This is a genomic window from Polaromonas sp. (assembly GCF_013817205.1).
Lineage (GTDB): Bacteria > Pseudomonadota > Gammaproteobacteria > Burkholderiales > Burkholderiaceae_C > Polaromonas.
In genome coordinates this window covers 1-18,459 of the sequence record NZ_JACDDD010000043.1, presented here as the reverse complement: position 1 = coordinate 18,459, position 18,459 = coordinate 1, and the positions used below count along the sequence as shown (strand labels likewise).

14 protein-coding genes are annotated in these 18,459 nt (G+C 62.9%); 10 read left to right on the top strand and 4 right to left on the bottom strand.

What is annotated here, in order from left to right:
* From hyi to H0W47_RS11300, 5 genes are all read left to right on the top strand, one after another.
* Complete coding sequence (gene hyi, locus H0W47_RS11320) at window positions 1-780, top strand: hydroxypyruvate isomerase (RefSeq protein WP_296924344.1); 780 nt, start codon at window positions 1-3, stop codon at window positions 778-780.
* Window positions 777-1,679, top strand: coding sequence for a 2-hydroxy-3-oxopropionate reductase (locus tag H0W47_RS11315; RefSeq protein ID WP_296924342.1), 903 nt, complete (start codon window positions 777-779; stop codon window positions 1,677-1,679). The genes hyi and H0W47_RS11315 overlap by 4 nt, the downstream gene beginning before the upstream one ends.
* Before the next feature lie 307 nt (window positions 1,680-1,986).
* The gene (locus H0W47_RS11310) at window positions 1,987-3,024 is read left to right on the top strand and encodes an ABC transporter substrate-binding protein (RefSeq protein ID WP_296924340.1); all 1,038 of its coding nucleotides are present in this window, start codon (window positions 1,987-1,989) and stop codon (window positions 3,022-3,024) included.
* Window positions 3,025-3,142: 118 nt separating this feature from the next.
* Complete coding sequence (locus H0W47_RS11305; protein WP_296924339.1) at window positions 3,143-3,985, top strand: ABC transporter ATP-binding protein; 843 nt, start codon at window positions 3,143-3,145, stop codon at window positions 3,983-3,985.
* Between the two features lie 2 nt (window positions 3,986-3,987).
* Window positions 3,988-4,755: an ABC transporter permease gene (locus tag H0W47_RS11300; RefSeq protein ID WP_296924369.1), complete on the top strand. Its 768-nt coding sequence runs from the start codon at window positions 3,988-3,990 to the stop codon at window positions 4,753-4,755.
* Between the two features lie 626 nt (window positions 4,756-5,381).
* Here H0W47_RS11300 and H0W47_RS11295 read toward each other — a convergent pair.
* On the bottom strand, window positions 5,382-5,846 hold the full coding sequence (locus H0W47_RS11295; RefSeq protein ID WP_296924337.1) for a DUF1854 domain-containing protein: 465 nt from the start codon (window positions 5,844-5,846) through the stop codon (window positions 5,382-5,384).
* Between the two features lie 10 nt (window positions 5,847-5,856).
* On the bottom strand, window positions 5,857-8,196 hold the full coding sequence (locus H0W47_RS11290; protein ID WP_296924335.1) for an ABC transporter ATP-binding protein: 2,340 nt from the start codon (window positions 8,194-8,196) through the stop codon (window positions 5,857-5,859).
* 207 nt (window positions 8,197-8,403) lie between these two features.
* Between H0W47_RS11290 and cphA (H0W47_RS11285) the strand changes: the two genes are divergently transcribed.
* From cphA (H0W47_RS11285) to H0W47_RS11275, 3 genes are all read left to right on the top strand, one after another.
* Complete coding sequence (gene cphA, locus H0W47_RS11285) at window positions 8,404-10,629, top strand: cyanophycin synthetase (RefSeq protein WP_296924333.1); 2,226 nt, start codon at window positions 8,404-8,406, stop codon at window positions 10,627-10,629.
* The gene (gene cphA / locus H0W47_RS11280; RefSeq protein ID WP_296924330.1) at window positions 10,626-13,220 is read left to right on the top strand and encodes a cyanophycin synthetase; all 2,595 of its coding nucleotides are present in this window, start codon (window positions 10,626-10,628) and stop codon (window positions 13,218-13,220) included. Before cphA (H0W47_RS11285) ends, cphA (H0W47_RS11280) begins: the two co-directional genes overlap by 4 nt.
* A 460-nt stretch (window positions 13,221-13,680) precedes the next feature.
* Complete coding sequence (locus H0W47_RS11275; protein ID WP_296924329.1) at window positions 13,681-14,511, top strand: urease accessory protein UreD; 831 nt, start codon at window positions 13,681-13,683, stop codon at window positions 14,509-14,511.
* Window positions 14,512-14,520: 9 nt separating this feature from the next.
* Here H0W47_RS11275 and H0W47_RS11270 read toward each other — a convergent pair whose 3' ends face one another.
* The gene (locus H0W47_RS11270; protein WP_296924327.1) at window positions 14,521-14,946 is read right to left on the bottom strand and encodes a DUF3597 domain-containing protein; all 426 of its coding nucleotides are present in this window, start codon (window positions 14,944-14,946) and stop codon (window positions 14,521-14,523) included.
* A gap of 230 nt (window positions 14,947-15,176) precedes the next feature.
* Here H0W47_RS11270 and H0W47_RS11265 point away from each other — a divergent pair, with 230 nt between their 5' ends.
* Window positions 15,177-15,989 carry a M48 family metallopeptidase gene (locus tag H0W47_RS11265; protein ID WP_296924325.1) on the top strand — a complete coding sequence of 271 codons (813 nt, stop codon included), beginning with the start codon at window positions 15,177-15,179 and terminating at the stop codon, window positions 15,987-15,989.
* Between the two features lie 103 nt (window positions 15,990-16,092).
* On the top strand, window positions 16,093-17,304 hold the full coding sequence (locus H0W47_RS11260; RefSeq protein WP_296924323.1) for a cation:proton antiporter: 1,212 nt from the start codon (window positions 16,093-16,095) through the stop codon (window positions 17,302-17,304).
* Between the two features lie 165 nt (window positions 17,305-17,469).
* Here the strand turns inward: H0W47_RS11260 and urtE are convergent, their stop codons facing one another.
* On the bottom strand, window positions 17,470-18,162 hold the full coding sequence (gene urtE, locus H0W47_RS11255; protein ID WP_296924321.1) for an urea ABC transporter ATP-binding subunit UrtE: 693 nt from the start codon (window positions 18,160-18,162) through the stop codon (window positions 17,470-17,472).
* Window positions 18,163-18,459: the final 297 nt, after the last annotated feature.

The window sequence follows — 18,459 nt, the reverse complement described above, 5'->3', positions numbered from 1 at the left end:
ATGCCAAAATTCGCCGCCAACCTCAGCATGCTCTTTACCGAGCTGTCTTTCATGGACCGATTCGCCGCCGCTCGAGCGGCCGGCTTTGACGCCGTCGAGTATTTATTCCCCTACGAGTACAGCCCCGAAGAACTTGTCGCCGCACTCAAAAGCAACGACCTGAAGCAGGTGCTGCACAACCTGCCGGCCGGTGACTGGGCTGCGGGAGAGCGCGGCATTGCCTGCCACGCCGGACGCTCGACGGAATTCCGCGAAGGCGTCAACCGGGCGATAGCCTACGCCACCGCCCTCGGTTGCCCGCAAGTCAACTGCCTGGCGGGCAAACTCCCGGAGGGCGCCAGCAGTGCGCAGGCCCATGCGACCTTGGTTGCGAACCTGCGTTTTGCAGCATCGGCCCTGGAGGCCGCCGGCATACGTCTGCTGATCGAGCCGATCAACACCTTCGACATTCCGGGCTTTTTCTTGTCGCGCACCGACCAGGCGCTGGCCATACTGGACGAAGTCGCATCTCCCAATCTGTTTGTGCAGTACGACATCTACCATGCGCAGCGCATGGAAGGCGAACTGGCCAGCACCCTCGCCAAACACAGGGCGCGTATCGGCCACATCCAGCTGGCCGACAACCCCGGACGCAACGAACCGGGCAGCGGCGAAATCAACTACGCCTGGCTGTTCAAACACATCGATGCCACCGGCTATACCGGCTGGATCGGTTGTGAATACAAACCCAAAACCACCACCACCGAAGGCCTGGGCTGGCTGGCAGGAGCAAAAACATGACCAAATCAGGACTCAAAATCGGCTTCATCGGCTTGGGTATCATGGGCGCGCCCATGGCCATGCACCTGCTGCAGGCCGGCCACATGTTGTTCGTCAACACCCTCAGCAAGGTGCCCGCAGAACTGGCCGACAAGGGCGCGACCCTCTGCACCACCGCGCGCGGCGTGGCAGAGCGTGCCGACATCATTTTTGTGATGGTGCCGGACACGCCCGACGTGGAGGCCGTGCTGTTCGGTGACAACGGCGTCGCAGCCGGCCTGTCGAAAGGTAAAACCGTGGTGGACTGCAGCTCCATCGACCCGATCGCCACGCGCGGCTTTGCCCAAAAGATCCAGGCTCTGGGCTGCGAATGGCTGGATGCCCCGGTGTCCGGCGGCGAGGTCGGCGCCAAAGCCGCCAGCCTGACCATCATGGTCGGCGGTGAGCCGGCGACCTTCGAGCGCGTCAAGCCGCTGTTCGACCTGATGGGCAAAAACGTGAGCCTGGTCGGCGGCCCTGGCGACGGCCAGGTCTGCAAGGTGGCCAACCAGATCATCGTGGCGCTGACGATTGCCGCCGTGGGCGAGGCGCTGGTGTTCGCATCCAAAGCCGGTGCCGATCCGGCCCGGGTGCGCTCTGCGCTGATGGGCGGCTTCGCCTCATCGCGCATCCTCGAAGTGCATGGCGAACGCATGATCAGGCGGACCTTTGCGCCGGGTTTCCGGATTGCGCTGCACCAGAAAGACCTGAACCTGGCGTTGCAGGGCGCGCGGGCGCTGGGCATTGCCTTGCCGCAAACAGCCGGTGCCGCGCAACTGATGCAGTCCTGCGTGGCGCTTGGTCATGGCCAGGCGGACCACTCGGCACTTGTCAAGGCGCTGGAAGCCATGGCGCAACACCCGGTCACGCCGGAGGCCTGAGGCCGGCGTCCCGCGCACCCCCCCGCACAAAAGGACAGGCATTCAGCCTGCCCTTTTTTGTCGCCAATCCGCTGCTTATGCGCCAAAGCCCGTGGCAGCAATTGCCTGCTAGGCCGCAGTTTGCCAGCTCCACTACCTCGTTTTCCCGGATTTAAGGGGTATTTACGGAGGTTTCGCCGCGCCTGTTCCGCCCAACTTGTCCGAGAATAGAGGCTGAAAATACTGTGTACAAACCATGTGTACAAATACGATCAGGCATTCTTTTTGCTTGGCTTGAGCAGCCAATTCATTCCCATCTGGAGTTTCCATGACCAAACGCGTTTTCATCAAGACAGTGGCCGCACTGGCCGTCACCGTCGCCACCTGCGGCAGCGCTTTTGCGCAGAACACCCCCATCAAGTTCCAGCTGGACTGGCGTTTTGAAGGCCCGGCTGCGCTCTTCCTCACACCAGCCGCCAAGGGTTATTTCAAGGACGCCAAGCTCGACGTGACCATCGACGCCGGCAACGGCTCGGGCGGTACCGTGACGCGTGTGGCTTCGGGCAGCTACGACATGGGGTTTGCCGACCTGGCAGCGCTGATGGAATTTCACGCCAACAACCCGGACGCCCCCAACAAGCCGGTCGCGGTGATGATGGTCTACAACAACACGCCTGCTTCGGTGATGGCGCTGAAAAAGTCCAGCATCAAGACCGTCGCTGACCTGAATAACAAGAAGCTCGGCGCTCCCGTGTTTGACGCCGGTCGCCGCGCTTTCCCGATTTTTGCAAAGGCCAACGGCATCAGCGGCGTGCAGTGGACTGCCATGGACCCGCCCCTGCGCGAAACCATGCTGGCGCGCGGTGACGTGGACGCCATTACGGGCTTCACCTTCACCTCGCTGCTCAACCTCGAAGCGCGCGGCGTGAAAGCCGAAGACGTGGTGGTGCTGCCTTATGCGGACAACGGCGTGAAACTGTATGGCAACGTCGTCATCGCCTCGCCAAAAATGATCCGGGAAAATCCTGCGGCCATCAAGGCCTTTCTGCTGGCCTTCACCAAGGGCGTCAAGGACGTGATCGCCAAGCCCGCGGCCGCAATTGACGACGTCAAAGCGCGTGACGGCATCATCAACACTGCGCTGGAAACCCGCCGCCTGCAGTTGGCGATCGATACCGTGGTCAACAGCCCGGACGCGCGCACCGAGGGTTTCGGCCAGGTCAAGGGACCGCGTCTGTCGTTGATGGCTTCCCAGGTGTCGGATGCCTTCAACACAAAAACACGTGTTGACCCAGGCGCCATCTGGAACGGCTCCTTCCTGCCCACGGCGGCGGAGCTGAACGTGCTGCCCGTCCCGAAGAAGTAAGTCCCCGGCCTGCAGGCCCCTGGCACGCAGGCAGATTTAAAACAACGGCCGGCTTTTTTCCCAGAAAAGCTGGCCGTTGCCCTGAACGCGCACAGCTAACGGTATCCACAAAAAAGCAATGCAAGCACAACCCGAGAGCCACTTCGTCAACTTCAGCGATGTATGGCTCGCCTACAACGAAGAGCTGCTGGCGCAAAACCACTTTGCGGTGGAAGCCATCGACCTCAAAGTTCGCGAAGGCGAGTTCATCGCCATCGTCGGGCCGTCAGGCTGCGGGAAATCGACCTTCATGAAGTTGACGACGGGCCTGAAAATGCCGTCGAAGGGGCGCATCCTGATCGACGGCCAGCCCGTCACCGGCCCCCTGAAGATTTCCGGCATGGCTTTCCAGGCGCCCTCACTGCTGCCCTGGCGAACCACGGTGGACAACGTGCTGCTGCCGCTGGAGATCGTCGAGCCCTTCCGCAGCCAATTCAAGTCGAAACGCAAGGAATTTGAGGAGCGCGCGCGCAAGCTGTTGCAAAAAGTCGGCCTGGGCGGGTATGAAGACAAATTCCCCTGGCAGCTGTCGGGTGGCATGCAGCAGCGCGTGAGCATCTGCCGCGCGCTGATCCATGAGCCCAAGATGCTGCTGCTCGACGAGCCTTTCGGCGCGCTCGACGCCTTCACGCGTGAAGAACTGTGGTGCATCCTGCGCGACCTCTGGACCGAGCAGCGCTTCAACGTCATCCTGGTTACGCACGATCTGCGCGAATCCGTCTTCCTGGCCGACACGGTGTACGTGATGAGCAGAAGCCCCGGGCGTTTTGTCGTTAAACGCGAGATCGACCTGCCACGCCCGCGCGACCTCGAAGTCACCTACACCCAGGCCTTCGGCGACATCGTTCACGAACTGCGCAGCCACATCGGCGCCATCCGCACGCCCGTCATCAATCCGGCGCCGGCCAAGGAAGGGGCATGAGCATGAGTAAAAAGCAGATGGAGCGCTGGTCGCCCGTGGTGCTGCTGCTGATCATCCTGGCGCTCTGGCAGATGGTGGTCATGGTGTTCGACATCGCTGAATACATTTTTCCCGCCCCGCTGGCGATTGCACAGGCCATGGCCGAATTCGCCGGCCCCATCGCCCAGGCTGCGTGGAAAACCTTCTGGGTCACCATGGTCGGCTTCGGCCTGTCCATCGTCGTCGGCGTGATGCTGGGCTTCCTGGTCGGCTCCTCGCGCCTCGCCTACGCAGCTGTGTACCCCTTGCTTGTCGCATTCAACGCCGTGCCCAAGGCTGCCATCGTGCCCATCCTGATTGTCTGGTTCGGCATAGGCGTCGGCCCCGGCATCCTCACCGCCTTTCTGATCTCCTTCTTCCCTATCACCGTCAACATGGCCACTGGTCTGGCGACGCTGGAGCCCGAACTCGAAGACGTGTTGCGGGTACTCGGCGCCAAACGCTGGGATGTGCTGGTCAAGGTCGGCCTGCCGCGCTCCATGCCTTACTTCTACGGCTCACTCAAGATCGCGATCACGCTGGCTTTTGTGGGCACCGTGCTGGCAGAGATGACAGCAGGCGACTCCGGCATCGGCTACCTGATGCTTAGCGCCGGCTCACAGCAGCGCATGGCACTGGCCTTTGCCGGGCTGGTGGTGATTGGCGCGATGGCGATGATCATGTATGAGCTGTTCAGCTATATCGAGAAGCACACGACGGCGTGGGCGCATCGCGGGTCGCAGGGTGGTTGAGGCCATCCAGTCTCAGATTCATGCATCAAATCTGGCGATAGCCCGCGGAGGACGGGGGGAAGCAGCTATTAAATTTATAGCACTTCGCCAAACCGCAGGCTTGCACCTGACAGCAGGTCTGACTCCCTAATCCCTCCCCTAACCCGTCCCTCGCCCCGCTGGGCGATGGAGGGGAACTTCATTTGGGCGCGTGTACTGCGCTCGCGTGCAAACATGACGGCAGCTTGGGATTCCCGCAGAAGAAGCGCTGCGCGCTTCTTCTGCTCCGGATTTCAATTCGGTATTGGTATTCGGATGTCAGTGTTCTTTCCCTAACCCGTCGGGCTGGGCCGAGGAGCGCAGCCGAAAACGGATCAGGACGAGCGATTGTCTGAGCGCAGCGAGTCGAGCTCGACCCCGTTTTCGGCGAGCACCGCAGGTTGCCTGGAGCGAAGCGGAAGGACCCAGACCATCAGGTCGCCTTTTTCTTTGCTTACTTTCTTTTTTGGCGAGGCAAAAAGAAAGTGAGTTGCCGCCGGGCAACCCCCGGCTTGCTGGCGAACTACAAACCATACGAAGCGCCGAGTAGTCAAGCGACATGGATTCCTGATGAATTCCAGGATGACAGCCTTGAACCCAAGGCTGTCCTAGAGAAACCGCTCCAGCAGCCGCCGCGAAGCCCGGTCCAGCGCTCCCATGTCCTTCACGCTGAAATGCACGCCGTGGCCGGCGGCGATCAGTAATGACTGTCGACTGAGGCGGCGGATGTCTTCTTCGCCCTTGAGCACAAACGTGGTGTCACCCCGGTCAGTCTCCACGACCCAAGTGCTGGGCGTGCCGAAGCTCGACACGCTGTTGATACGCGTTATTTCGGGCACAAAGTCGCGCAATGCCAGCTCTTCCTCAAGCAGGCTGCGCACGTCAGACGGCAGGGCGTCCAGGCGCTCCAGCCAAGCCAGCTCATGGCCTTCGCTGCCAACCAGTGAAATACCATCGTCCGGCGCGGCAATCGGGAAGGCACGCACCGGGAACACGCCGAGGTGTAGCTGGCCCAGGCTGTCAGTCAGCAGCAGGCGGCCGGAAATGTGTCGCTCAAGCCGGAAGGAATTCATGGGGGGTGCCTCAGACATTGCCGCTGTGCTGCGCAGTGTGCGCGACTTGCGAGGTGGCCAGCGCGATGCGGCCCTCCTCGGCATCCTGGTTGACTTCGCTGTCAACCTGACGTGCCTGCGCCTCATACAGCCGCCAGTAAGCGCCCTGTTTGGCCATCAGTTCGTCGTGCGGCCCGACCTCGACCACCTGGCCGCGGTCCATCACCACCAGCCGGTCGGCCTTGCGCAGGGTGGACAGCCGGTGCGCGATCGCAATCGTCGTGCGGCCCTGCACCAGGTTGTCCAGGGCTTTCTGGATCTCTTGCTCGGTCTCGGTGTCCACCGATGAGGTGGCTTCGTCCAGGATCAGGATGCGCGGGTCGATCAGCAGTGCGCGCGCGATCGAGATGCGCTGGCGCTCGCCGCCGGACAGGCCCTGGCCGCGCTCGCCGACCAGCGAGTCATAACCCTGGGGCAAGCGAAGGATGAACTCGTGCGCGTGGGCGGCACGCGCCGCAGCCACGATCTCAGCGCGGCTGGCGCCTGGCTTGCCGTAAGCAATGTTTTCGGCAATTGTGCCGAAGAATAAAAACGGCTCCTGCAGCACCAGGCCGATGTTGCGGCGGTAGTCGGCCACCGTGAAGCGTCGGATGTCGATGCCGTCAACGCTGATGCTGCCGTCGGTCACGTCGTAAAAACGGCAAATCAGGTTGACCAGCGTGCTTTTGCCAGAGCCGCTGTGGCCCACCAGGCCGATCATCTCGCCCGGCTGGATGCTCAGGTTCAGCCCGCGGATCACCGCGCGGTTACCGTAGCGAAAACCGAGACCGCTCATCTCGATGCGGCCCTGCAGCGGCGACATGGGGACCGGACTGGCCGGCTCCGGGACATTGGAGACATGGTCGAGAATGTCGAAAATCCGCTTGGCACCGGACGCCGCCTTTTGCGTCACTGAGACGATGCGGCTCATGGAATCGAGCCGCGTGTAGAAGCGCCCGATGTAGGCCACAAACGCCGTCAGCACACCCACGGTAATCTGCTGCTTCGAGACCAGCCAGATACCAAACGCCCAGACCACCAGCAGGCCGATTTCGGTCAGCAACGACACCGTGGGCGTGAACAGCGACCAGACCTTGTTGAGCCTGTCATTGACATCCAGGTTGTGCCGGTTGGCGTCGCGAAAACGCTGGGCTTCGCGTTTTTCCTGGGCAAAGGCCTTGACCACCCGGATGCCGGGAATGGTGTCGGCCAGCACATTGGTCACTTCCGACCAGACCCGGTCTATTTTTTCAAAACCGGTGCGCAGCCGGTCGCGCACCGTGTGGATCATCCAGGCGATGAAAGGCAGTGGCAGCAGGGTCACCAGCGCCAGCCAGGGGTTGATCGAAAACAGGATGGCTGCGGTCATCAGAATCATCAGCACATCGGTCGCGAAATCCAGCGCGTGCAAGGACAAAAAGACGTTGATGCGGTCGGTTTCCGACCCGATGCGCGCCATCAGGTCGCCGGTGCGTTTGCCTCCGAAGTAGTCCAGCGACAACTCCAGCAAATGATCGAAGGTGGCAGTTCGCAGATCAGCGCCTATGCGCTCGGACACCAGAGCAAGCAAATAGGTACGGGCCCAGTTCAGCGCCCAGCCCACCACCGCCGCCGCCAGCAGTGCGCCCAGGATGACCAATACCTTCCAGGTCGCTATCTGCTGGCCGTTCTGGAACGGAATCAAGATGTCGTCAATCAGCGGGATCGTCAGGTAGGGCGGCACCAAGGTAGCCGCAGTGGAGGCCAGCGTCAACAAGAACCCCGCCAGCAATTGCCATTGATAGGGCCGGGCAAAACGCCACAGGCGCAACAGGACCCAGGTCGATGGCGGGGTGTGCAGCTCGCGTGCGCAGGTGGCGCATTCCTCGCTGTCCGGCGGCAGCACGGTGTTGCACAAGGGGCACAAGGCAGCGTCGTCCCCCGGGCCCGCCGCATCCGGGGCGGCGGCGGTATGCTCAAACAGGCGCATCAGGCGCAAGACCTGCACATTGGCCGCAAGGGTAAAGCGCCAACTGGCCAGCCGACCGCCGTCCCCATGCAGTTCCAGGGTGCCCACGCCGGCATGGTCGAAATGGCGCAGGGACAAGGCCGGGACGGCGCCGGCGGATGTTTTTCCGGGGATCGGCCAACTGGTCCACTGGCCGGTTTCGGGGTCCTGGGCCATCAATCGGCTGTCGGTCAGCGCCAGCAAGCCCTGGGAAAACCGAAGCTGGCGATTCAAGTCAACCAGTACTGTGCATAAGACGTTCTCATGGGCTGCGAGTTGCGCGCGCAGGCTTGACTGCGCGTGGCCGGCCTCGCTGGAGGCATCAACCGGATGAGAATGTTGCATTGTGTTTGTGGAAGCGGTAAAAACCGGCGCCCTGGGAATTTCCGGGACCGAAGCGGCTATTTTCGCCCAAGCCGGCTGGCCCGGCCATGACGTGTTCCGCGCGTTGGGCACAATCCCTGTCTGTATCATCCCAAAACGCCCCTTCCGGGGGCGTATCCGCAAAAGAACGCTGCGCCGGCCCAGCCGGTTGACCACACCCCGAAAAACATGAGCAAAAAGGACGATATCCAGCTTCTGCGCATCAATTACCTGCGCGGCCCCAACATCTGGACTTACCGTCCGGTACTGGAAACCTGGCTGGATCTCGGCCCCCTCGAAGACTTCCCGTCCAACCTGCTTCCGGGCTTCAGCGACCGTCTTGTGGCCCTCATGCCCGCTCTGGTGGAACACCACTGTGGTGTCGGCGAGCGTGGAGGGTTTATCGAGCGCCTTCACGAAGGCACCTGGCTCGGCCATGTGCTCGAACATGTGGTCATCGAGCTGCTCAACCTGGCCGACATGCCGACCGGGTTCGGTCAGACCCGCAGCACGTCGCAGCGCGGCGTCTATCGCATGGTTTTTCGTGCCCGTGACGAGCAGGTGGCCCGCAGCGCGCTGGCCGAAGGCCACCGCCTGTTGATGGCTGTCGTGAACAGCAATGGCGATGGCTCGGCTTATGGCTCGACCGAACTGCGGGGGGCCGTTGAGCGTGTGCGGGCTAAAGTCGACGAGTGTTATCTCGGTCCCAGCACCGCGGCCATCGTCGCTGCGGCTACCGAGCGGCGCATTCCGCATATCCGCCTGAATGAGGGCAACCTCGTGCAGCTCGGTTACGGCGCCGCCCAGCGCCGCATCTGGACCGCAGAAACCGAATTCACCAGCGCGATTGCCGAGGGCATCGCTGGCGACAAGGACTTGACCAAAAGCCTGCTGGCCTCCTGCGGCGTGCCGGTGCCCGAGGGGGAAATTGTGGACAGCGTACAAGCAGCCTGGGAAGCCGCGCAAGTGATTGGCCTGCCGGTTGTGGTCAAGCCGAGCGACGGCAACCACGGGCGCGGCGTCTCGCTGGACCTCAAGACCCAGGCCCAGTTTGAAGACGCTTTTCATCTGGCAGCACGGCATGGCAGCGAGGTAATGGTTGAACGGTTTGTACGCGGCCATGAGCACCGCTTGCTGGTGGTCGGGGGTCGCATGGTCGCTGCGGCGCGTGGCGAAACCGCCTCCATCATCGGGGACGGCCGGGCCAGTGTTGCCGAGCTAGTGGAAAGCCAGCTCAATACCGATCCCCGGCGCGGCGCCAGCGAAGACTTTCCGCTCAACCCGATACGCATCGATACCGACACGGCGATTCAGCTGGACTTGCAGCGCCAGGGACTGACCGCCGACGCGGTGCCAGCGGCGGGACAGGAGGTCATGATCCAGCGCAACGGCAATGTCTCAATTGATTGCACCGACGAGGTCCATCCCGAGGTTGAGCACATCGTCTCGCTGGCGGCGCGGGTTGTCGGCCTGGACATTGCCGGTGTGGACATCGTGGCGCAGGACATTTCGAAACCGCTGCACCTCCAGGGCGGCGCCATTGTCGAAGTCAATGCCGGCCCCGGCCTGCTGATGCACCTCAAGCCGGCCAAGGGCGCGCCGCGCCCGGTCGGGCGGGCCATCTGCGACCATCTGTTTCCCCAAGCAGCGGACGACATGCCGAGCGGGCGCATACCGGTGATTGGCATTGCCGGCTCCCGGGGCACGCAAAACATTGCGCGCATGGTGGCCTGGCTGCTCCAGCTGTCAGGACGCTACACCGGCCTGGCATGTCGCAACGGCCTGTTCCTCGATGGCCGCTGCCTGGATGCGGGCGACTGCACACATTGGCAAGCAGGCCAGCGCTTGCTGATCAACCGCGCGGTCGAAGCAGCGGTGTTCGAAAACACCGCCGACACCATCCTGCGAACCGGCCTGGCCTATGACCGTTGCCAGGTCGGCGTGATCACCGATCTGGATGGCTGGGACCAACTCGCCGAGTTCGATATCCTTGACGAAGAACCGATGTTCAAGGTCATGCGCTCGCAGGTCGATGGGGTGCTGCCCGAGGGCGTTGCCGTGCTCAACGCCGCGCACCCGGCCATTGTGAACATGGCCGATCTGTGCGACGGCGAAGTCATCTTCTATGCCCTTGATCCGGCGCTGGACGCCATCGCCACCCACCTTGACACTGGCGGCCGAGCGGTTTTCCTGCGCCAGGGCCAGGTGGTGCTGGCCACCGGCAATACCGAAATCTTTCTGCCAGGGCTCGACAAGCTCGCTGTCTGGCAAGGTCGTCACGACCCGACCGCCGAAGACAGCCTTCTGGCCGCCATTGCTGCAGCCTGGGCGCTGGGCATTCCCCTCAACCTGATAGGCGCAGGCGTCGAAGCCTTCGAATCCAGCGCTGGACAGCCCGAAAAGACTCTCCCATGAACGTCTCGCGCATTCGTGCCCTGCGCGGCCCCAACCTGTGGAGCCGCCATACTGCCCTCGAAGCAATTGTTACCTGCAACGAAGCCGAGTGCGCCATCGACCGGCTGCCCGGCTTCGAGCCGCGTGTGCGCTCGCTGTTCCCGGCCATAGGCGCGCTGCGTCCCGGTGGGTATGGAGGCCCCGTGTCGCTGGCCCATGTCCTTGAGTCTGCTGCGCTGGCGTTGCAGGCTCAAGCCGGCTGCCCGGTCACTTTCAGCCACACCGCCGTCACACTGGAAGCTGGCGTGTACCAGACCGTGATCGAATACAGCGAAGAAGCCGTTGGCCGCCTCGCGCTGGAGCTGGCCCAGGCGCTGGTGCATGCAGCACTCCACGAAGCCGGGTTTGACGTGGATGCTGCGATTGCGCAGTTGCGCGAGCTTGACGAGGACGAACGTATTGGCCCGAGTACCGGCGCGATTGTGGACGCAGCGGTCGCGCGCGGCATTCCTTACCGGCGCCTGACCAAAGGCAGCCTGGTGCAGTTTGGTTGGGGCTCGCGTCAGCGCCGCATCCAGGCCGCCGAGCTGGACGCCACCAGTGCCGTGTCCGAATCGATTGCCCAGGACAAGGACCTCACAAAGAGGCTGTTGCTGGCCGCTGGCGTGCCGGTGCCCACAGGCCGGCCGGTCACCGATGCTGACGACGCCTGGGCTGCGGCCCTGCAGATCGGGCTGCCGGTCGTGGTCAAGCCGCTGGACGGCAACCAGGGCAAAGGGGTCACGGTCAACATTGACACACGCGGCCATCTCGACATCGCCTTCCGCGCTGCTGCTGAATACGGCGAAGTCATGGTCGAAAAATTCCTGCCTGGCGATGATTTCCGCCTGCTCGTCGTCGGCAACAAGCTGGTGGCCGCTTCACGACGCGAGCCGCCCCAGGTTCTGGGCGATGGACTGCGCACCGTGCGCGAACTGGTCGACATCGTCAACCAGGACCCGCGACGCGGGGAAGGCCACGCGACCTCGCTGACCAAGATCCGTTTTGACGAGATCGCCGTGGGACGGCTGGCGGTGCAGGACCTGACCCCGGAGTCCATTCCTGCGCGCGGGCGTCGCGTGATCCTGCGCAACAACGCGAACCTCAGCACCGGCGGCACCGCCACCGACGTAACCGGCGATGTACACCCGGAGGTCGCCGCGCGTGCAGTGACCGCCGCGCAGATGATTGGGCTGCACATCTGCGGCGTGGATGTGGTCTGCGAAAGCGTTCTTCGCCCGCTGGAGGCTCAAAACGGAGGCGTGGTCGAAGTCAATGCCGCGCCGGGCCTGCGCATGCACCTGTCGCCGTCCTATGGCAAGGGCCGGGCCGTCGGCGGCGCGATGATCAACGAGTTGTTCCCCCAGGGTGACGACGGCCGGGTGCCGGTGGTGGCGGTGACCGGAACCAACGGCAAGACCACGGTGACGCGCCTGATCGCGCATTTACTGACTGCCAGCGGCCAGCGCTGCGGCATGACCAACACCGACGGCGTGTATGTGGATGGCCGCCAAACCGACAGCGGCGACTGCAGCGGACCGAAAAGCGCGCGCAATGTCCTGATGCATCCTGATGTGGACGCCGCAGTGTTTGAAGTGGCGCGCGGCGGCGTGCTGCGCGAAGGCTTGGGCTTTGACCGCTGCCAGGTGGCCGTTGTCACCAACATCGGCAACGGCGACCACCTCGGCCTGAACTACATCACCACTGTCGAAGACCTGGCGGTCCTCAAGCGCGTGATCGTGCAGAACGTGGCGCCAACCGGTTATGCGGTGCTCAATGCCGCCGATCCCATCGTCGCGGCCATGGCCTCCACCTGCCCCGGCGACGTGATCTTCTTTGCCGCCGACCGCCACCACCCGCTGATGGCCACCCATCGAGCTCAGGGCAAACGCACGGTTTATGTGGACGGCAACGCCATCGTCGCGGCCGAGGGCGCCTGGCGGGAGCGCGTCTTGCTCCAGCATGTGCCGCTGACCCGAGGCGGCAGCATTGGCTTTCAGGTCGAGAACGTGATGGCGGCCCTCGCGGCGGCCTGGGCTGTCGGCCTCCAATGGGAACCCGTCAGGAGCGGCTTGGCCAGTTTTGTCAGCGACGCCAGCAACGCACCCGGACGCTTCAACGTCATGGACTACAAAGGTGCCACCGTGATCGCGGACTACGGCCACAACCCCGACGCCATGCGCGCCCTGGTAGCCGCGGTGGACGCCATGCCGGCCGACAAGGGGCAACGCCGCAGCGTCGTGATTTCCGGCGCTGGCGACCGCCGCGACAGCGACATCCGTGAGCAGACCATCATCCTCGGCAAGGCCTTTGACGACGTGCTGCTGTACCAGGACGCGGCGCAGCGCGGCCGGGCCGATGGTGAGGTCATGGCCCTGCTGCGCGAAGGCCTGGCCGGCGCATCCCGCACCACGCGCATCGACGAAATCCGCGGCGAATTTGTCGCCATCGACACCGCTCTCGAGCGCCTGCAACCCGGCGACCTCTGCCTGATTCTGGTTGACCAGGTTCAGGAAGCGCTGGCGCATCTGGCGGAACGGGTCAAGGATGGGCGGCAGCTGGCGGCTGCCTGAACGCAATCGACGCTTTTCAGCATCAGGCTGCTGTTGTTATCCGCCCAGGCTGTAGTTTTAACCCCACTCCCAACCTCCCGCCCTTACATCGCACCGCTAGGCGATGGAGGGGGGCCTCATTTGGCCGCGTGTGCCGCGCTCGCGTGCAAACATGACTGTCTATTGGGATTCCCGTCTGGACCAAGCACTGCAGGTTGCCGCATAGCGCAGCGGAGGGGACGCAGACAGCAGGGTCGCCTTTTTTTTGCTTACTTTTCTTTTTGACGACTCAAAAGAGGGTGAATTGCCGCCGGCAACCCTCGGCTTATTGGCACACCACAGAATGCGGAACCCAAAACCCCCTCAGTCCCTGCTCAAGGGCAAAATCGGCCTCCAGCCCCCGCCAGTCAAGCGCAAGTAGCTACAAATTCAATAGCATCCAGAAGTAGGGGCCGTTCACAGCCCCGGTTAAACTCGACCGATGGCCTGGAACGCGACCCTCTCCCTCGACTACTCCCTGCAGTCCGGCAAGACAGTCGCGCACTACCGCCATGAGGGACCGCTGCGCATCTTGCAGAGCTTGTACCCCGAGGGGGATGCGGTTTGCCACAATGTACTGGTGCATCCACCGGGCGGGCTGGTGGGCGGCGACACGCTGGACGTTGCCGTCACCGCAGCCGCAGGCAGCCACGGCCTGATCACCACCCCCGGCGCCACGCGCTTTTACAAGTCCCTCGGCGAAACCGCTCTGCAGCGCACACGCATCCGGCTGGAAGCTGGCGCACGCGCCGAATGGCTGCCGATGGAGACCCTGTGTTACAGCGGGTGCCTGGCGGAAAACCACTTGACGCTTGAGCTGGCGCCCGGGGCTGAACTCATGGGCTGGGACATCACCGCGCTGGGCTTGCCCACTGCCGGCCAGCCGTTCAGCGAAGGCAGTTTCTGCCAGCACATTGCGCTGCCCGGCATCTGGCTGGAGCGTGCGCGTATCCGCGCGGATGACCTGCTGTTGCTGGACAGCCCGTTGGGACTGGCCGGTCAGCGGTGCATTGCGACCCTGTTCTTTGCCAGCGGCAGCAAACTTGAACGCAAGCGCCGCGAGCTGGCGCTGGACGTGGCGCGTGAGGTGATGGGGGCCCATGCCCTCGTCAACACGGCCGGCGCCACCAGTCCGGATGCCCAGGTGGTGGTGGCGCGCGTGCTGGCGCCACTGGTAGAGCCAGCCATGGGCCTACTCAAGCAGGTCTGGAAAAGCTGGCGCCGACACTTCTGGGGAATGGCGGCACCCAGCCCCCGCATCTGGTCGGCGTAAAGCGCGAGCTTAGTCGCGCAGTTCTGCCGGCACTTTGCCGCCGTTGGCCGCCAGCTTGTTCATGACCTGTTTGTGCAGCCAGATGTTCATGCTGGCGCTGTCGTTCATGTCACCGGAGTAACCCAGTTCTTTGGCCAGTTCCTTGCGTTCGCCCAGGCTGCTGTCCAGGTCGAGCAGCTTCATCAGGTCAACGATGGACGTTTTCCAGTTGAGCTGTTGTGAATTCTTGCTCGCCATGTCGTTAAGCATGGCTGTGACATCCACCTCGGCCATGTGCACGGAAGCCGTGGCTGCAGCACGGGAGGCTGCATCGGATGCTGCCGAAGCCGCAGCCGCGTCTGCTGGAGAGAGAGACCCCCCCGCGCCAGATGGCGGTGGCGTCTGGGCGTGCGCAGAGGGGAAAATTTTCGCAAAGATTTTGCTGAGAATACTCATGGTGGATCCGTTCGTTAGAGTGAAGCCTCATCCTAGGCGCGACCTCTCCCGTCAACAACAGGCAAAAGCGCGCTCCCTTGTCGGGAAATGCCTCATCCTGAGAAGACCAAGTGGCGCGTGGCACCTACGACGACTGGCCCGCGCGTCCTACTTGGCGCTTTCCGAAGCTGCACACAATGGGCATTCTCAGCTTTGCTGCCCTGCAGCCACCTTCTTCCGGAGAGCCCCCAATGAAAACTTCTGTGCTTACCCCCCTCGTGCTGGCCCTGACGCTGGTGTTCTCCGGTTGTTCCAGCACGACTGAAAGCGGCGCCGTAGGCGCCTCCCGCTCCCAACTGCTGCTGGTGTCGTCTGCAGAACTCAATGCCATGGCCGAGCAGGCCTACGCCAAACTCAAGAGCGACGCCAGCGCCAAAGGCGCGCTTAATACCGATGCGGCAATACTGGCACGTGTTCGCGCCATCGCGGCTCGCATCCAGCCGCAGACTGCGGTCTTCCGCGGTGATGCTCCCGGCTGGAAGTGGGAGGTCAACATCATCGAAAGCGACCAGCTCAATGCCTTCTGCATGCCGGGTGGAAAAATCATGTTCTACACAGGCTTGGTGCGCAAACTCAACCTCAACGACGAGGAAATTGCCGTGGTCATGGGCCATGAGATCGCGCACGCCTTGCGCGAACACTCGCGCGAGCAGGTCTCCCAAGCCGCCGCCGCACAGACTGCTATCGGTATCGGCACCCAATTGCTGGGCCTGGGTGGCGGCGCGTCCCAAATCACTGGCGCCGCCTACCAAGCGCTGGTCGCCAGCCGATTCAGCCGTGCCCACGAAACCGAAGCCGACCGTATCGGGCTGGAATTGATGGCGCGTGCGGGTTACAACCCGCAGGCCGGCGTGACTCTCTGGCAAAAGATGGGCAGCGCCACCGGCAGTGGCGGCGGCACACCTGACTTCCTGAGCACCCACCCGAGCGACAGCAGCCGGGTGCAGCAGATCCAGTCCCTGCTGCCCACGGTGATGCCCCTGTACCAGGCGGCCCGTCGCTGATTTGCATTTTTGAGGGCGGACCGGCTCCGCCACGCCGCCCGGGTGGTTACCATCTGGGCCGGCGCAAGATCCGCGCTCTAAAAATGCAATTCTGAGGGAAACCATGCATGCGGCCATGACCACGACCGAGATTTACCTGATCGCGATGGCGATCATTTTTACCGCTCCCTACCTGATCTGGCGGGTCTTCAAGACCGACTATTACGCACCGCTGGTCGTTGTTCAAATCATCGCCGGCATCCTGCTGGGCCCGGGCATCCTCGGCAAGCTTTACCCCGACTACTACGCCTTCGTGTTTAGCGCCCCCGTGGTGCAGTCGCTCAACGGCATAGCTTGGTGGGCCGTCATGGTGTTTGTCTGGATCGCCGGCATTGAGCTGGACCTGAACAAGGCCTGGGCGCACCGCCGCGAGAGCACGATCACGGCCGGCCTGGCGCTGGGTATGCCGCTGCTGTTTGGTTGCGCGGCTGCGGCCGGCATGCTGATGTACGACGGCTGGGTGGGCCCACAAGGCATGCGCTGGCAATTTGTCATGGGCGTTGGCATGGCCTGCGCCGTAACCGCCCTGCCCATCCTGATACTGCTCATGGAAAAGCTCACCATCCTGCGCCAGCCCATCGGCCAGCGCATCCTGCGTTACGCCAGCCTGGACGACATCGCCATCTGGGGCGTGCTGGCCCTGATCCTGATGGACTGGGAGCGCGTGGGCAGGCAAGCCGGTTTTCTGGCGGCTTTTGCCGTGCTCAGTTACCTGTTTCGCAAACTGATGGTGTGGATGCCGGAGCGCGACCGCTGGTACGCGGGCCTGGTCTGGCTGATTGTCTGTGCCTTCGGCGCAGACTGGGCCGGACTTCATTACATGGTCGGCGCCTTCCTGGCCGGCGCAGTCATGGACAGCGACTGGTTCAACCAGGAACACATGGACATGTTGCGCCAGCATGTGCTGCTGGTGATGATGCCGGTGTTCTTCCTGAGCACCGGGCTGCGCACCAACTGGTCGGTGGGCGGTGAGGCGGTATTTATCGCGGCTGCCGTGCTGCTGGTCGCTTCGGTGGTCGGCAAGCTGATCGGTGTGCACATTGCCGGCAAGATCCTAAAATGGGCGCCCGGTGAGAGTTCCATCATCGGCTGGCTGCTGCAGACCAAGGCGCTGATCATGATCATTTTTGCCAACATCCTGCTGGACAAGCAGATCATCACCAACGAGACGTTCACTGCCCTGCTGCTGATGGCGATTGCCAGCACCATGCTGACGGTGCCGGTGGTTGCGCCCAAACTTCAGCGCATGAAGGAAATCATCTTTAGGTCGAAATAGGCCGTCGGCAGCTAAAGACTTGCAATTCAGGCAAGTGATGGATAGCGCACCATGGTCAGAGCTTTTTTCTTCACCAGCAGAGCTGCGGTCCGGCTTTGCCGGCCGCAAGACGCAGCGCCTCCTGAGAGGCAGAGAGCTACACGCAGTGAGCGAACGTGGGGGCTGCTAGATTGCCACCAGCTGCCGCACGGCGTTGGCCTGCATGTCCTTGCCCTGGCCGCGGGCGATGAACTCGCCGCGCTCCATCACTAGGTAGTCGTCGGCCAGTTCTTCAGCAAAATCGTAGTACTGCTCGACCAGCAAAATGGCCATGTCACCGCGGTCGGCCAGCATGCGAATGACCCGGCCAATGTCCTTGATGATGCTGGGCTGGATGCCTTCGGTGGGCTCGTCCAGGATCAGCAATTTGGGCTTGGCTGCCAGCGCGCGTGCAATCGCCAGCTGCTGCTGCTGCCCGCCCGACAAATCGCCACCGCGCCGGTTCAGCATCTGCTTGAGTACCGGAAACAACTCGTACAGTTCCGCAGGAATCGGAGTGCTGGCACTTTTATAGGCCAGGCCCATGCGCAGATTCTCTTCAACCGTCAGCCGCGCAAAAATCTCGCGGCCTTGTGGCACAAAACCGATGCCGGCGCGAGCGCGCTCGTAAGGGGTAGCGCTTTGGATAGCCTTGCCGTCGAACTCGATGGATCCGGTCTTGATTGGCACCAGACCCATCAGCGACTTGAGCAGCGTGGTCTTGCCAACGCCGTTGCGACCCAGCAGCACCGTCACCTTGCCGAGATGTGATTCCATGCTCACATCGCGCAAGATGTGGGAACCGCCGTAGTACTGGTTGATGTTTTTGACAGTCAGCATTTCGATATTTCCGTCAGATCGGTGGCCGACGCGGCAAGCCGGGTCTCGCCCCGGCGGGCGAGGCACTTTTCTTTGCGTCGCCAAAGAAAAGTACCCAAAAGAAAGGCGACCCGATGGTCCGGGTCCCCTGCGCTGCGCTTCGAGGCAACCTGCGGTGCTCGCCGAAATCGGGGTCGAGCTCGAACTCGCCTTCGGCTCAGACAATCGCTCGCCCTGATCCGTTTTCGGCTGCGCTCCTCGGCCCGGCCCGACGGGTGGAGGAAACCAATGCGGATGCGGGGAGGCGAGGAAGCGCTT

Coding starts and splice junctions, on each gene's coding strand:
- hyi (WP_296924344.1), top strand. CDS start 1: ATGCCAAAATTCGCCGCCAACCTCAGCATGCTCTTTACCGAGCTGTCT.
- H0W47_RS11315 (WP_296924342.1), top strand. CDS start 777: ATGACCAAATCAGGACTCAAAATCGGCTTCATCGGCTTGGGTATCATG.
- H0W47_RS11310 (WP_296924340.1), top strand. CDS start 1,987: ATGACCAAACGCGTTTTCATCAAGACAGTGGCCGCACTGGCCGTCACC.
- H0W47_RS11305 (WP_296924339.1), top strand. CDS start 3,143: ATGCAAGCACAACCCGAGAGCCACTTCGTCAACTTCAGCGATGTATGG.
- H0W47_RS11300 (WP_296924369.1), top strand. CDS start 3,988: ATGAGTAAAAAGCAGATGGAGCGCTGGTCGCCCGTGGTGCTGCTGCTG.
- H0W47_RS11295 (WP_296924337.1), bottom strand. CDS start 5,846: ATGAATTCCTTCCGGCTTGAGCGACACATTTCCGGCCGCCTGCTGCTG.
- H0W47_RS11290 (WP_296924335.1), bottom strand. CDS start 8,196: ATGCAACATTCTCATCCGGTTGATGCCTCCAGCGAGGCCGGCCACGCG.
- cphA (WP_296924333.1), top strand. CDS start 8,404: ATGAGCAAAAAGGACGATATCCAGCTTCTGCGCATCAATTACCTGCGC.
- cphA (WP_296924330.1), top strand. CDS start 10,626: ATGAACGTCTCGCGCATTCGTGCCCTGCGCGGCCCCAACCTGTGGAGC.
- H0W47_RS11275 (WP_296924329.1), top strand. CDS start 13,681: ATGGCCTGGAACGCGACCCTCTCCCTCGACTACTCCCTGCAGTCCGGC.
- H0W47_RS11270 (WP_296924327.1), bottom strand. CDS start 14,946: ATGAGTATTCTCAGCAAAATCTTTGCGAAAATTTTCCCCTCTGCGCAC.
- H0W47_RS11265 (WP_296924325.1), top strand. CDS start 15,177: ATGAAAACTTCTGTGCTTACCCCCCTCGTGCTGGCCCTGACGCTGGTG.
- H0W47_RS11260 (WP_296924323.1), top strand. CDS start 16,093: ATGCATGCGGCCATGACCACGACCGAGATTTACCTGATCGCGATGGCG.
- urtE (WP_296924321.1), bottom strand. CDS start 18,162: ATGCTGACTGTCAAAAACATCAACCAGTACTACGGCGGTTCCCACATC.